The sequence below is a fragment of the Xanthobacter versatilis genome, assembly GCF_043193975.1.
Lineage (GTDB): Bacteria > Pseudomonadota > Alphaproteobacteria > Rhizobiales > Xanthobacteraceae > Xanthobacter > Xanthobacter autotrophicus_E.
Genome location: NZ_JBAFVB010000012.1, coordinates 140,333 through 154,853 on the forward strand (window position 1 = coordinate 140,333; position 14,521 = coordinate 154,853).

The 14,521-nt window shown below is 69.4% G+C and carries 12 protein-coding genes; 9 read left to right on the top strand and 3 right to left on the bottom strand.

Annotated elements, in window-relative coordinates:
• Positions 1-10 precede the first annotated feature (10 nt).
• The 5 genes from paaA to paaE all read left to right on the top strand — a co-directional run bounded on the left by paaA (position 11) and on the right by paaE (position 3,831).
• Positions 11-1,006 (top strand): 1,2-phenylacetyl-CoA epoxidase subunit PaaA, encoded by a 996-nt coding sequence (paaA, locus tag V5F66_RS19915; protein ID WP_394094571.1) that lies wholly within the window; start codon positions 11-13, stop codon positions 1,004-1,006.
• A gap of 28 nt (positions 1,007-1,034) precedes the next feature.
• The gene (paaB, locus tag V5F66_RS19920) at positions 1,035-1,322 is read left to right on the top strand and encodes a 1,2-phenylacetyl-CoA epoxidase subunit PaaB (protein WP_149578500.1); all 288 of its coding nucleotides are present in this window, start codon (positions 1,035-1,037) and stop codon (positions 1,320-1,322) included.
• 69 nt (positions 1,323-1,391) lie between these two features.
• Entirely contained in the window at positions 1,392-2,168 is a 777-nt protein-coding gene (gene paaC, locus V5F66_RS19925; RefSeq protein WP_394094572.1) for a 1,2-phenylacetyl-CoA epoxidase subunit PaaC, read from the top strand.
• Entirely contained in the window at positions 2,162-2,671 is a 510-nt protein-coding gene (gene paaD, locus V5F66_RS19930) for a 1,2-phenylacetyl-CoA epoxidase subunit PaaD (protein ID WP_394094582.1), read from the top strand. Before paaC ends, paaD begins: the two co-directional genes overlap by 7 nt.
• A gap of 11 nt (positions 2,672-2,682) precedes the next feature.
• On the top strand, positions 2,683-3,831 hold the full coding sequence (gene paaE / locus V5F66_RS19935; protein ID WP_394094573.1) for a 1,2-phenylacetyl-CoA epoxidase subunit PaaE: 1,149 nt from the start codon (positions 2,683-2,685) through the stop codon (positions 3,829-3,831).
• A 337-nt stretch (positions 3,832-4,168) separates the two neighbouring features.
• Here the strand turns inward: paaE and paaK are convergent, their stop codons facing one another.
• Genes paaK through paaG form a run of 3 tightly spaced genes read right to left on the bottom strand, consistent with a single transcriptional unit; the run spans position 4,169 to position 6,786 of the window.
• Complete coding sequence (gene paaK, locus V5F66_RS19940; RefSeq protein ID WP_394094574.1) at positions 4,169-5,506, bottom strand: phenylacetate--CoA ligase PaaK; 1,338 nt, start codon at positions 5,504-5,506, stop codon at positions 4,169-4,171.
• Positions 5,507-5,518: 12 nt separating this feature from the next.
• The gene (paaI, locus tag V5F66_RS19945) at positions 5,519-6,016 is read right to left on the bottom strand and encodes a hydroxyphenylacetyl-CoA thioesterase PaaI (RefSeq protein ID WP_394001889.1); all 498 of its coding nucleotides are present in this window, start codon (positions 6,014-6,016) and stop codon (positions 5,519-5,521) included.
• Positions 6,013-6,786 (bottom strand): 2-(1,2-epoxy-1,2-dihydrophenyl)acetyl-CoA isomerase PaaG, encoded by a 774-nt coding sequence (gene paaG / locus V5F66_RS19950; protein ID WP_394094583.1) that lies wholly within the window; start codon positions 6,784-6,786, stop codon positions 6,013-6,015. Before paaG ends, paaI begins: the two co-directional genes overlap by 4 nt.
• A gap of 261 nt (positions 6,787-7,047) precedes the next feature.
• Here paaG and paaN point away from each other — a divergent pair, with 261 nt between their 5' ends.
• From paaN to paaZ, 4 genes are read left to right on the top strand one after another with little or no spacing between them, the layout of a single operon-like run.
• Positions 7,048-8,709 carry a phenylacetic acid degradation protein PaaN gene (paaN, locus tag V5F66_RS19955; RefSeq protein WP_394094575.1) on the top strand — a complete coding sequence of 554 codons (1,662 nt, stop codon included), beginning with the start codon at positions 7,048-7,050 and terminating at the stop codon, positions 8,707-8,709.
• Positions 8,710-8,732: 23 nt separating this feature from the next.
• Positions 8,733-9,941, top strand: coding sequence for a 3-oxoadipyl-CoA thiolase (gene pcaF / locus V5F66_RS19960; RefSeq protein WP_394094576.1), 1,209 nt, complete (start codon positions 8,733-8,735; stop codon positions 9,939-9,941).
• A 3-nt stretch (positions 9,942-9,944) separates the two neighbouring features.
• The gene (locus V5F66_RS19965; protein ID WP_394094577.1) at positions 9,945-12,059 is read left to right on the top strand and encodes an FAD-dependent oxidoreductase; all 2,115 of its coding nucleotides are present in this window, start codon (positions 9,945-9,947) and stop codon (positions 12,057-12,059) included.
• A complete protein-coding gene (paaZ, locus tag V5F66_RS19970) occupies positions 12,056-14,119 on the top strand; it encodes a phenylacetic acid degradation bifunctional protein PaaZ (RefSeq protein ID WP_394001881.1) in 2,064 nt (687 codons plus the stop codon). The genes V5F66_RS19965 and paaZ overlap by 4 nt, the downstream gene beginning before the upstream one ends.
• The last annotated feature ends 402 nt before the right edge of the window (positions 14,120-14,521 follow it).

A 14,521-nucleotide genomic window follows, 5' to 3' on the forward strand; every position in this document is an offset into this window, starting at 1 on the left:
AGGAGAGCCCATGTACACGCAGGCCCTCAACGCCAATCCGGACGCCGACACCCGTGACCTTGAGGACGCCGCGCAGCTGGCCCGTTTCGAGGCGCGCGTGGCGGACGAGGAGCGGATCGAGCCCAACGACTTCATGCCCGCCGCCTATCGCCGGACGCTGACGCGGCAGATTTCCCAGCACGCCCATTCCGAGATCATCGGCATGCAGCCGGAGGGCAACTGGATCACCCGCGCGCCCTCCCTGCGGCGCAAGGCGGCGCTGCTCGCCAAGGTGCAGGACGAGTGCGGCCACGGCCTCTATCTCTACGCGGCGGCCGAGACGCTGGGCACCGCCCGCGAGGAACTGGTGGAGCAACTGCTCTCGGGCAAGGCCAAATATTCGTCCATCTTCAATTATCCGACGCTGACCTGGGCGGATATCGGCGCCATCGGCTGGCTGGTGGACGGGGCCGCGATCATGAACCAGATCCCGCTCTGCCGCTGCTCCTACGGGCCTTATGCGCGGGCCATGATCCGGGTGTGCAAGGAGGAATCCTTCCACCAGCGCCAGGGCTACGAGATCATGCTCACCCTGGCGCGCGGCACCGCCGAGCAGAAGGAGATGGCGCAGGACGCGCTGAACCGCTGGTGGTGGCCGAGCCTGATGATGTTCGGCCCGCCGGATGCGGCCTCCAGCCATTCCGACAGCTCCATGCGCTGGAAAATCAAGCGCTTCTCCAATGACGAGCTCAGGCAGAAGTTCGTGGACGCCACCGTGCCCCAGGCCCATTTCATCGGCCTCACCTTGCCCGATCCCGACCTTTCCTTCGACGAAGCCGCCGGCCACTGGCGCTACGGCGCCATCGACTGGGAGGAGTTCAAGCAGGTGATCGCCGGCAACGGCCCCTGCAACCGCGACCGCATGGCCACCCGCCGCAAGGCCCATGAGGACGGCGCCTGGGTGCGCGAGGCTGCCCGCGCCTTCGCCGAGAAGCGCGCCGCCGCCAAGACCGCCGCAGCGGCCTGAACCAACAGAAGAGATCGAGGAGACGCCCATGGCCGACGCCGCAACGCCCTTGTGGGAAGTATTCATCCGCAGCCGCAACGGGCTCGCGCACAAGCATGCCGGATCGCTCCACGCCGCCGACGCCACGCTGGCGCTCCAGGCCGCGCGCGATCTCTACACGCGGCGCGGGGAGGGGCTGTCCCTGTGGGTGGTGCCGTCCAGCGCCATCACCGCGTCCGACCCGGCGGACAAGGGCATGATGTTCGAGCCCACCGCCTCGAAGATCTATCGCCACCCCACCTTCTACGAAGTGCCGGAAGAAGTCGGGCATATGTGACCGGGGCGCGTGGCGCCCCTCATCACCAACAAAGCTGCCCGCACGGCGGGCCGAGGCGAGGAACCCCACATGGCCACCACCTCCATCACCGTGCGCGAGACGCCGCTGGTGCGCTACCTGCTGCGCCGGGCCGACGACGCGCTCATCCTCGGCCATCGCCTGTCGGAATGGTGCGGCCATGCGCCCACCATGGAAGAAGAGATGGCGCTGGCCAACATGGGCCTCGACCTCCTGGGTCAGGCGCGCTCGCTTTATACCTGCGCTGCCGAAGTGGAAGGCGCGGGCCGCACCGAGGATGATTTCGCCTATCTGCGCGGCGAGCGCGCCTACGGCAACCTGCTGCTGGTGGAACAGCCCAACGGCGACTTCGCCCAGACCATGGCGCGGCAGCTGTTCTATTCGGCCTTCATCGATCCCTATTGGCGGGCGCTGATGGCCTCGCCTGACGCGACGCTTTCCGCCATCGCCGCCAAGGCGGAGAAGGAAAGCGCCTATCACGTGCGCCATTGCGCGGAATGGCTGATCCGCCTCGGCGACGGCACGGCCGAAAGCCACGCCCGCGCCCAGGCGGCGGTGGATGGCCTGTGGGCCTTCACCGGCGAGCTGTTCGAGGCGGACGCGGGCGAAGCCGGCCTCATCACCGAGGGCATCGTCCCGGATCCCGACAGCCTGCGCGCGGCGTGGCAGGCCACCGTGTCCGCCGTGCTGGCTGAGGCCACCTTGAAGCTGCCGCAAGCCGGCTGGATGCAGAAGGGCGGGCGTGACGGCCGCCATTCCGAGCATCTGGGCCCGCTGCTCACCGAGCTGCAATATCTCCAGCGCACCTTCCCGGGAGCCATCTGGTGACCGGCGCGGCGCTGGCCGATCCGGCGGCGCTGCGCGAGGAGGTGTGGCGCGTGGCGGGTGCCGTCACGGACCCGGAAATCCCGGTGCTCTCCATCGCCGACCTCGGCGTGCTGCGCGACGTGCGCATCACTGACGGGCGGGTGGAAGTACTGATCACGCCCACCTATTCGGGCTGCCCGGCCATGACCATGATCGCCCTCGAGATCGAGCTGGCGCTCAGCAAGGCCGGCCTCGGACCGGTGGTGGTGAAGACCGTGCTGGCCCCGGCCTGGACGACCGATTTCATGAGCGAGGACGGCCGGCGCAAGCTGAAGGCCTACGGCATCGCCCCGCCGACGAAAACCGCTGGGCGGCGGGCGCTGTTCGGGGTCGAGGTGGTGGAATGCCCGCAGTGCGGCTCCTCCGACACGGCGGAAATCGCGCCGTTCGGCTCCACCTCCTGCAAGTCCCTGTGGCAGTGCAAGGCCTGCCGCGAGCCGTTCGATTATTTCAAATGCCACTGACGGGTGACGCCATGGACAACGCGATCGACACCACCGCCGCTTCCGGCATCCCGTCCACCGGCGTGGGCGCTGCCCCGAAGGGGGCGGGTACGCCGAAATTCCATCGCCTCGCCGTGCGCGAGGTGCGCCGCGAGACCATCGATGCGGTCTCCATTACCTTCGAGGTGCCCTCCGCCCTTGCCGCCGATTTCGCCTTCGCCCCCGGCCAATACCTGACCCTGAAGGCGACGATGGAGGGCGAGGAGATCCGCCGCTCCTATTCCATCTGCTCCGGGCCGGATGACGGCGAGCTGCGCATCGCGGTGAAGCAGGTGGAGGGCGGCCAGTTCTCCACCTGGGTGAATGAAAGCCTGAAGCCCGGTGACGAATTGGAGGTGATGACCCCCACCGGCCGCTTCGGTCTGGAGCAGGCGCCGGGCAACGCCCGCATTCATGTTGCGTTCGCGGCGGGCTCCGGCATCACGCCGGTGCTCTCCATCGCCCGCGGCGTGCTGGCGCGCGAGCCCGACAGCCGCTTCTTCCTGTTCTATGGCAACCGCTCCACCGACAACATCCTGTTCCGCACCGAGCTGGAGGAGCTGAAGGACCGCTTCCTCGGCAGGCTGAGCGTGTTCCATGTGCTGTCGCGGGAGCAGCAGGACCTTGCCATACTCAACGGCCATCTGGACGGGGAGAAAGTGCGCCTTCTGCTCACCGCCATGGTGCCGGCGGCGGCGGTAGACCATGCCTTCGTCTGCGGCCCCACCGCCATGATCGACGAGCTGGAGACGACCCTCGCCGATCTCGGCCTGCCGAAGGACAAGGTGCATGTGGAGCGCTTCGTCTCGGCGCTGGGCGGCAAGCCGCGTCCAAAGCCGGTGGTGGCACCCGACGCCGCGCCGGCCCATGTGGCCTCCCTCATCGTCGACGGCAAGCGCCGCGACGTGCCGGTGGCGCAGGGCGAGGCCATCCTCGACGCGGCGCTGCGGGCCGGCATGGACCTGCCCTTCGCCTGCAAGGGCGGCATGTGCTCCACCTGCCGCGCCAAGGTGGTGGAAGGCTCGGCCGAGATGGAGGTGAATTATTCGCTGGAGCCGTGGGAGCTGGAAGCCGGCTTCATCCTCACCTGTCAGGCCCGGCCCACCAGCGCGCGGGTGGTGGTGGATTTCGATCAGGTGTGAGCGCGCGTTTGAAAATGCGCTCAGATGGGGGATTGCAGCGGTCGCAGGCGCATTATCACTGTCATGGCCGGGCTTGTCCCTGCCATCCACGCGGTGGGGCTGGGAGTAGTTTTCCCATGCTGTCCCAAGCGGTTCGGCGTGGATGCCCGGGACAAGCCCGGGCATGACGGAGGTGATTGCGTTTATGCCCTTTTGAATTTCCAAACGATCTCTGATCGCGCGGCGGGTCCGTCGCCATCCCGCCTCTTGGCTGCAAAGAAAGGCCCGGCTTGCGCCGGGCCTTTTTCTTCTGGGGGTGACGGCGGGCGAACCCGCCGTCGGGAGGATCCTGGAAAGCTCACCCCTTGGGGCGGCGGTCTATGATGCGCTTGGCCTTGCCGGTGGCGGTGCGCTCGATGCCGCCGGGCTCGTGCAGCTCGATGCGGGTGGTGATGCCCACCGTGTCCTTGATGCGGGCGAGGATGTGTGCCGCGCAGGCCTCAATGTCGGTGCTGCCCTGGGCCTCCTCGCGGATCTCCGCATGCACGGTCATCTCGTCCATGCGGCCCTCGCGGGTCAGCTCCAGCTGGTAGTGGCCAGAGCAGGTCTCGATGGAGAGCAGGATCTCCTCGATCTGGGTGGGGAACACGTTCACCCCCCGCAGGATGATCATGTCGTCCGAACGGCCGGTGACCTTCTCCATGCGCCGCATGCCGGGCCGCGCCGTGCCGGGCAGAAGGCGGGTGAGGTCGCGGGTGCGGTAGCGGATGATCGGGAACGCCTCCTTGGTGAGGGAGGTGAACACCAGCTCGCCCTTCTCCCCGTCCGGCAGCACCTCGCCGGTGATGGGGTCGATCACCTCCGGCAGGAAGTGGTCTTCCCAGATGTGCAGGCCGTCCTTGGTCTCCACGCATTCCTGCGCCACGCCGGGGCCGATGACCTCGGAGAGGCCGTAGATGTCGGTGGCGTCGATGGCGAAGTCGCGCTCGATCTCCTCGCGCATGGCGTTGGTCCAGGGCTCGGCGCCGAAGATGCCGTACTTCAGCGAGGAGGCGCGCGGGTCCAGCCCCGCCTTGGCGAAGCCGTCCAGCAGCGCCAGCATGTAGCTGGGCGTCACCATGATGGCGTCGGGCTTGAAGTCGTGGATGAGCTGCACCTGGCGCTCGGTCATGCCGCCGGACATGGGCACCACGGTGCAGCCGAGCCGCTCCACGCCGTAATGGGCGCCGAGGCCGCCGGTGAACAGGCCATAGCCATAGGCCACGTGCACCATCATGCCCGGCTTGACGCCCGCGGCGCGGATGGAGCGGGCCATCACGTCGGCCCACATGTCGATGTCGGCGCGGGTATAGCCCACCACGATGGGCTTGCCCGTGGTGCCGGAGGAGCCGTGCACCCGCAGCAGCTTCTCGCGCGGCACCGCGAACAGGCCGAAGGGGTAGTTGTCGCGCAGGTCGGTCTTCACCGTGAAGGGGAACTTGGCGAGGTCCGATAGGTCGCGCAGGTCGGAGGGGTGCACCCCCGCCTCGTCGAACTTCCTGCGGTAGAACGGCACGTTCTCATAGGCGTGGCGCAGCGACCAGGCGAGGCGCTCGCGCTGGAGGGACATGATTTCGTCCCGCGATGCCCGTTCCGCTGCATCAAGGCCGGTCTCGAAGGTCCGGCCAAAGGAAACCGCCGGCAGAGCCATGTTCATCGTCTCCTCCACTCAAGCTGTGGTCGTGTGGTCGCGGCTCTCCGGCGCGCTTGGGGGCGGGGCGATCAACGCCCCGCCGATGGTGCGAGAATGCCCGCGAAACTGCGCGATCACCACGCCGTCCTCGCTCACCTCCACGTCGTAGATGCCCGAGCGTCCTGTGCGGGCGATCTCCCGCGCCGTCGCGACGAGTGTCTTTCCGCGGGTGCCGGGGCGCAGGTAGGTGACCGCGCAATGGGCGGCCACGGTGCGCTCGTCATAGGAGTTGCAGGCAAAGGCGAAGGCGCTGTCTGCAAGGGCGAAGATGAAGCCGCCATGGGCCATGCCGAAGCCGTTGCACATTCGCTCGGTGAGCGTCATGGAGAGCGTCGCCGTGCCGGGGCCCACCGCCACCAGCTCCATCCCGAGGCCCTGGCTCGCATGGTCGGTGGCCCACATGGCCTCCGCGCTTAGACGCGCGGTGTCCTGTGGCGTGCGCGGCGGGACGGGATGAGGGGCGTGGGTGTTCATGCGCGCCGCCCCGAGAAGCGCGCCGGGCGCTTTTCCATGAAGGCGGAAACGCCTTCGCGATAGTCCGGGGTGCGCCCGGCCTCGCGCTGGAGGTCGCGCTCCAGGTCGAGCTGGGTGTCGAGAGCATTGCCGGCGGAAGCGTTCAGCGCCTGCTTGGTGAGGGCAAGGCCCTGCGTGGGCTGGCTGGCGAGATGGGAGGCGAGGGCGCGGGCCTCGTCCATGAGCGCGGCGTCGTCCACCGCTTTCCAGATGAGGCCCCAGCTTTCGGCCTTCTCCGCGCTGACCGGCTCGGCCAGCAGCATGAGGGCGCGGGCGCGGGCATCCCCGATGAGGCGGGGCAGGAAGAAGCTGCCACCGGAATCCGGCACGAGGCCGATCTTGGCGAAGGCCTGGATGAATTTCGCCGACCGCGCCGCCAGCACGATATCGCAGGCAAACGCGATGTTGGCGCCGGCCCCCGCCGCCACCCCGTTCACCGCGCACACCACCGGCTTGCGCAGGGCGCGGATGCGCCGGATGAGGGGATTGTAGAAAGCCTCGATGGTGGCGCCGAGATCGAGCGGGCCCTCAGCCTTCGCCCGGTCGCCGAGATCCTGTCCGGCGCAGAAGCCGCGCCCGGCCCCGGTGAGGAGCACCGCCCGGCAGGCGTCATCCGCCGCCGCGTCGAGGGCTACGGCGAGCGCGCGGTGCAGCTCCTCGGTGAAGGCGTTGAGGCGGTCGGGGCGGTTGAGGGTGAGTTCCACCCAGCCCTCGTGCTGCGCCACGAGCAGTACCGGCGGCGCTGCGGCCGGCTCGCTCGTCAAGGTGTCCGCCTGGCGTGCGACCACGTCATCCTCCCTGATCCGGGCCCTTGCGAGCCTCTTGAATTAACCGATCGATCGGTTAATCTTTAGCGCAAGGGGCGGGCTTGTCAACAGGACGAGGCCCCGTGCCGGGAGGGGACGCCGGCCGGTCGCGGCGATCGGGCGGCAAGGTCCCTCGCAAACCAGTACAGCGCCTGGCCAGCACGGCCAGGCCTCAGGGAGAAGGCCATGGATGATCTGTTCCAGGCGCATGCCGCGCTGCTGGAGAAGGCCGTTGCGGCATCGCGCGAGCGCGGCTTCTGGGCGGCGTTTGCGGAAAATCCCAAGGCCTATCCGGAAGGCGCCGCGAGCGCCGGAAAGGCGGCTTTCGCTGCCCTGAAGGGTCAGCGGTTCGATCTTGGCGAAGAGGGGGGGCAGGCAGGGGAGGGCGCCCGCGTCGGCGCCGAGGTCTCGCCCTTCGGTCCGGCGCTGGGCATCACCTATGCCGCGCGCAGCGTCGATGCGCTGGTGGCCCATGCGGAACTGGCCGGCGAGGGCTGGGCGCAGGCATCCGTGGAGCAGCGGGTGGGGGTGGCGCTGGAAATCCTGGCGCGCCTCAATGCCGAAAGCTTCCTCATCGCCGAGGCGGTGGAGCACACCACCGGGCAGGCCGGCCCCATGGCCTTCCAGGCCGGCGGGCCCCATGCGCAGGATCGCGGGCTGGAGGCGGTGGCCTATGCCTACGCCGAGATGGCGCGGGTGCCGGGCGCGGTGCGCTGGGAGAAGCCCATGGGGCGCTCGTCCATCCGCCTCGACAAGGATTTCCATGTGGTGCCCCGCGGCATCGGTCTCGTCATCGGCTGTGCCACCTTTCCCACCTGGAACAGCTATCCGGCCCTGTTCGCCGATCTCGTCACCGGCAATGCGGTGATCGTGAAGCCCCACCCCGCCGCCATCCTGCCCTTGGCCCTTACCGTGAAAATCGGCCGCGAAGTGCTTGCCGCGCAGGGCTTCGACCCGGACGTGCTCCAGCTCGCCCCCGACACGGTGGAGGCGCCGCTCGCCAAGGATCTGGCGACCCACCCCGCCATCGGCCTCGTGGATTTCACCGGCTCGTCGGCCTTCGGCGGCTGGCTGCGCGAGACCCTGCGGGACAAGCTGGTGTTCACGGAGGAGGCGGGGGTGAACACCATCGTCATCGCCTCCACCGGCGCGTTCGCGGCCATGTGCGCCAACATCGCCTTCTCGCTCTCGCTCTACAGCGGGCAGATGTGCACCGCGCCGCAGACCATCTTCGTTCCGGCGGCGGGTATCGCCACGGACGAGGGCCACAAGAGCTTCGATGAGGTGGCCGCAGGCATCGGTGGCGCCATCGACGCGCTGTTGTCGGACCCTGCCCGCGCGGCGGCGGTGCTCGGCGCCATCCAGAATCCGGCAACGCTCACGCGCATCGAGGAGGCGCGCGGTCTCGGTCGCATCGTGCGCGACAGCGCGGCGCTTCAGGTGGAAGGCGCCCGTACCGCCACGCCGCTGCTTCTCGCCGTGGATGCGACCGATGAGGCGGCCTATTTGGAAGAGCGCTTCGGCCCCATCGCCTTCGTCGTGGCGGTCAAGGATGCGCAGGACGCCATCGCCCGCGCCACCCGCGCCGCACGGGAAAAGGGTGCCATCACCGCCGCCCTCTACAGCACCGACGAGGCCGAGATCGCCGCCGCCATCCCCGCCTATGCCAAGGCGGGCGTGGCGCTTTCGGTGAACCTCACCGGCGGCATCTATGTGAACCAGAGCGCGGCGTTCAGCGACTACCACGTCTCCGGCGCCAACCCCGCCGGCAACGCCTGCATGACGGATTCAGCCTTCGTGGCGAGCCGCTTCCGCGTGGTGTGCGTGCGCCGCCCGGCCGCCGCCTGAAACCTGACATCAGGAGAAGAACAATGGCGCACGCCTTTATCTGCGATTTCGCGCGCACCCCCATCGGCCGCTATGCCGGCGCCCTGAAGGATGTGCGCGCCGACGACCTCGCCGCTCATCCCATCCGCGTGCTGAAGGAGCGCAACCCAGGCATCGACTGGGAGGCGGTGGACGATGTCATCCTCGGCTGCGCCAACCAGGCGGGGGAGGACAACCGCGACGTGGCCCGCATGGCGGCTCTACTTGCCGGCCTGCCGGTGAGTGCCCCGGGCACCACCGTGAACCGCCTGTGCGGCTCCGGCCTCGACGCGGTGGGCATCGGCGCCCGCGCCATCATGACCGGCGACGCCGACCTCATCGTCGCCGGCGGGGTGGAGAGCATGACCCGCGCCCCCTTCGTCCAGGGCAAGGCGCAGGAAGCGTTTTCCCGGCAGGCGGAGATCTACGACACCACCATCGGCTGGCGCTTCGTGAACCCGCTGATGAAGGCCCAGTATGGCGTGGATTCCATGCCGGAGACCGGCGAGAACGTGGCCGAGGACTTCCAGGTTTCCCGCGCCGACCAGGACCTGTTCGCGTATCGCTCCCAGCAGCGGGTGAAGGCGGCGCAGGATGCCGGCTTCTTCGCCCGCGAGATCGCGCCCATCGAGGTGAGGGGCAGGAAGGGCGCCGTGATCCGCGTGGAGGCGGACGAGCATCCCCGCGCCGAGACCACCCTGGAACAGCTCGCCGGCCTGAAGACCCCGTTCCGCAAGGCCGGTGGCACGGTGACGGCGGGCAATGCCTCGGGTGTCAACGACGGGGCCGGGGCGCTCATCCTCGCTTCCGAAGCGGCGGCAAGGAAGTATGGCCTCACGCCCCGCGCCCGCGTGGTGTCGGTGGTGCAGGCGGGGGTGCCGCCGCGCATCATGGGCATTGGCCCGGCGCCTGCGACGCGCAAACTTCTAGAGAAGAACGGCCTCGCGCTGGCGGACATCGACCTCATTGAGCTGAACGAGGCCTTCGCCGCCCAGGCCCTCGCCGTGCTGCGCCAGCTGGGCCTTCCCGACGACGCGGAGCATGTGAACCCCCACGGCGGGGCCATCGCGCTCGGCCATCCGCTGGGCATGTCCGGCGCGCGGCTCGCCATGACGGCGGTGAGCGCGCTGGAGGTGCGCGGCGGCACTCGGGCGGTGGCCACCATGTGCATCGGCGTCGGCCAGGGCATCGCCGCCCTCATCGAGAGGGTCTGAGCCGTGGATGCCGTGACACCTCCGGTCACCGTCACGCGCCATGGCGGCGGGGAAGGCAAGGTCGGCGTGATCGCCATTGATTTTGCGCCGGTGAACGCCTTGTCCAAGGCGGTGCGGCAAGGGCTGCTCGATGCCGTGCGCACGCTCGAGGCCGATCCCGACGTGGCGGCGCTGGTGATCAGCGGCGGTCCGGGCCGCTTCATCGCCGGCGCCGACATCCGCGAGATGAGCCAGCCGCCGGATGCCCCCTTCCTTCCGGACGTGGTGGCGGCCATCGACGCCTGCGCAAAGCCGGTGGTGGCGGCCATCGCCGGGGCGGCGCTGGGCGGCGGGTGCGAGATCGCGCTCGCCTGCGACCTCAGGCTCGGCGGGCCGAAGGCGCTGGTGGGCCTCACCGAGACCCGCCTCGGCCTCATTCCCGGCGCCGGCGGCACCCAGCGCCTGCCGCGCCTGGTGGGCGTGGCGCAGGCCATCGCCCTCATCTGCGAGGGGCGGGTGCTGAAGGCGGGCGATGCCCTCGCCCTCGGCCTCCTGGACGACGTTGTGGAGGGCGACCTCCTCGCCACCGCCATCGCCCGCGCGCCGGGCGTGCCCAAGCGCCGCCTCTCGGCGCTGCCGGTTCCCACGCGCGACGCGGCGGCGGAAGAGGCTGCTGCGGCGCGTGCCCGCAAGGCAGCGAAGGGTGTCCCGGCCATCGACGAGGCCATCCGCGTCATCCGCGCGGCGGGGGAGGGGGATTTCGCGACCGGCCTCGCCCTTGAACGCGCCGCCTTCCTCACCCTGCGCGAGAGTACGGAGGCAAAGGCGCTGCGCCACCTCTTCTTCGCCGAGCGCGAGGCCGGCAAGGTGCCGGGGCTGGAAGGCGTCGCGCCGCGTCCGGTGGCGGCGGTGGCAGTGATCGGCGCCGGCACCATGGGCGCCGGCATCGCCGTGGCGCTGGCCGATGCGGGGCTTGCCGTCACCCTGATAGAGCGGGATGCGGAAGCCGCCGCCGCCGGCTTTCAGCGGGTCAGTGACCTCTATGCCCGGCAGGTGAAGAGCGGCCGGCTGACCGATGCGCAGGGCGCCGAGCGCCGCGCCCGCGTCACCGCCACCGCCGACTGGGGCCGCCTTTCGGCTGTCGATCTGGTGGTGGAAGCCGCGTTCGAGGACATGGCCGTCAAGGCCGACATCTTCCGCCGCCTCGATGCGGTGGCGAAGCCCGGCGCGGTGCTGGCCACCAACACCTCCTATCTCGACCTCGACGCCATCGCCGCCGCCACCTCCCGCCAACAGGACGTGGTGGGCCTGCACTTCTTCGCCCCCGCCAATGTCATGAAGCTGCTGGAGGTGGTTCGTCCGGCCCGCTCCGCGCCGGATGTCATCGCCACGGCGCTGGCGCTGGCGAAGAGGATGGGCAAGCAGCCGGTGGTGGCGGGCAATTGTGACGGCTTCATCGGCAACCGCATCTATGCGCTCTACCGCCGCCACGCCGAAATTCTGGTGGAGGATGGCGCCAGCCCGCAGGAGGTGGATGCGGCGCTTGAGGCCTACGGCTTTGCCATGGGCCTCTTCGCCGTGTCCGACATGTCCGGCCTCGACATCGCCTATGCCATGCGCAAGCGCCGGGCGGCGACGCGCGATCCGGCCGAGCGGTATGTGGCCATCGCCGACCGGCTGGTGGAGCAAGGCCGCCTCGGCCGCAAGACCGGCGCCGGCTGGTACGCCTATGACGCGGCGGGGGCCAAGACCTGCGATCCCGTGGTGGAGGCGCTGATCGCCGAAGCCCGCGCGGAGAAGGCCATCGCGCCCCGCGCCTTCTCCGCCGGCCAGATCCAGCGCCGGCTGCTCGCCGTCATGGCCAACGAAGGCGCCAAGGCGCTGGCCGAGGGCATCGCGCTCAGGGCCTCCGACATCGATCTCGCCTTCGTCCATGGCTACGGCTTCCCGCGCACCAAGGGCGGGCCCATGTGGGCCGCCGACCAGATGGGCCTGCGCGCGGTCCTCACCGAGGTGGAAGCCGCCCACGCCGCCGGCGGCGCCGGATCTGAACCGGCGCCCCTGCTGGTGGCTCTCGCCCGCGACGGACACAGCTTCGCCGACTGGCAACCGACACAATTGGGAGGACAACAGCCATGACGAAACTCCTCAACAGCTACGCCCTCGACCGCTGGTTCGTGCCGCAAGAGGGTCTCATCGACATCCCCAGCGCCATTGACGGCCGCGTGGTGGCGCGCGCCTCCACCAGGGGACTGGATCTCGCCGCCATGGTGCGCCATGCCCGCGATGCGGGTGGGCCGGCCCTGCGCGCGCTCACCTTCCACGAGCGGGCCGACATGCTGAAGGCGCTCGCCGCCCATCTCGGCGCCCACAAGGAGGCGCTCTACGCCCTCGCTGCCGACACCGGGGCCACCAGGCGGGACAATCTCATCGACATCGATGGCGGCATCGGCACCCTCTACGCCTATGCCTCGCGCGGACGGCGGGAGCTGCCGGGCGAGCGCTTCGTGGTGGAGGGCGGGCCGGAGGGCCTTTCCAAGGGTGGCTCCTTCATCGGCCTTCACATCCTCACGCCGCTGAAGGGCGTGGCGGTGCATGTGAACGCCTTCAACTTCCCCTGCTGGGGTCTTCTGGAGAAGCTCGCCCCCGCGCTCCTCGCCGGCGTGCCGGTCATCACCAAGCCGGCCACCGCCACCGCTTATGTGGCCGAGGCGGTGGTGCGGCTGATCGTGGAGGCGAACATCCTGCCGAAGGGTGCGCTGCAGCTGGTGTGCGGATCGGCCGGCGACCTGCTGGATCACCTCACCGGGCAGGATGTGCTCTCCTTCACCGGCTCGGCTGAGACCTCGCAGCTGCTGCGCGATCATCCGGCGGTGTCGCGCAACGCGGTGCGCTTCATCGCCGAGCGGGATTCGCTCAACGCCGCCGTGCTCGGCCCGGACGCCACCGAGGGCGCCCCCGAGTTCGACCTCTTCATCAAGGAGGTGGTACGCGAGATGACGGTGAAGGCGGGTCAGAAATGCACCGCCATTCGCCGCATTATCGTGCCCCGTGCCCAGGAAAGCGCGGTGATCGCCGCGCTGAAGGGCCAGCTGGCGAAGATCACCCTCGGCGATCCCCGCCGCGACGACGTGCGCATGGGTCCGCTTGCGAGCCTGGCCCAGCGCGAGGCCGCACGTGCGGCGGTGGCGCAGATCGCGCAGGAGGCGGAGATCGTCTTCGGCGACCCAGCTGCGGCCGAGCCCATCGGGGCGGATGCGCAGGCCGGCGCCTTCATGGCGCCGGTGCTGCTGCGTTGCGCGAGGCCGCTGGCGGCGGTGGCGCCCCATGCTGTGGAGGCCTTCGGCCCAGTGGCGACCGTCATGGCCTATGACCGGCTCGACGACGCGGTGGCTCTGGTGGCGAAGGGGGAGGGCAGCCTCGTCGCCTCTGTCTTCACCTATGATCCGCAGGTGGCCGACACGCTGGTGTTCGGCATCGCCGCCCATCACGGCCGGCTGTTGGTGCTCGACCGCGACTGCGCCGGGGAATCCACCGGCCACGGCTCGCCCCTGCCGGGCCTGGTGCATGGCGGCCCTGGCCGGGCCGGCGGCGGCGAGGAGATGGGCGGGCTGCGCGGGGTGTTCCATTACATGCAGCGCACGGCACTGGAAGGCTCGCCGGCCCGGCTATCGGCCTTGAGCCGCACCTGGCTTTCCGGCGCGCCAGCCCCGGTGACCGCCGAGCATCCCTTCAAGCGGGACTATGAGGCGCTGAGCGTGGGCGACACGGTGGAGACGGCCTCCCGTGTCATCAGCCTCGAAGACATCGAGCATTTCGCCCATTTCACCGGCGACACCTTCTATGCCCACATGGATGAGGCGGCGGCCAAGGCCAACCCCTTCTTCCCGGGCCGGGTGGCCCACGGCTATCTCATATTGTCGTTTGCCGCCGGGCTGTTCGTGGATCCCGCGCCGGGGCCGCTCCTGGCCAATTACGGCCTCGACACCCTGCGCTTCCTGAAGCCGGTCTCGCCGGGTGATGCCATCCGCGTGCGGCTCACCGTCAAGCACAAGCAGCCCGGCCGTCGGCCCGACTATGGCGAGGTGCGCTGGGACGCGGAGGTGTTCAACCAGAATGGCGAGACGGTGGCGCGCTATGAGCTGCTGACCATGAGCGCGCGGGCTTTGGAGGCAGCGCCCGTGCGCGTTGCGGTGTGAAATCCAGCCGGACCAACGCGCCGCGTACCCGGCGGCGTGGGGCGGATTTTTTCAGGAATTTCGACGCGTCGGCGGCCGCGAGCAGCGCTTGCGGCGCCGATCTGGCGGGTAACGGGGGCGGAAGCTGCTACCGCTTATCCCCAGCCCCACCTTGCCATAAGGCGTTGTTATAAAGCTTGATTTGGCGCCCGGTTCACAACGCCCTGATGACAGCGGAACGCGGTTTTTCATTTTTTGCGCAGATGGTCGTTGACAGATCTGAAGGGCATCCCCTATAAACCGCCCATCGACGACGCGCTGCCGCCGCCCACTGGACGGATGACGGCGCGTCTCCGACGCTCCTCACGACAGATTGTTGTGAAGCCGCCGGTTTACAAGCCGGAGGATGAGGCGTCGGTTCCT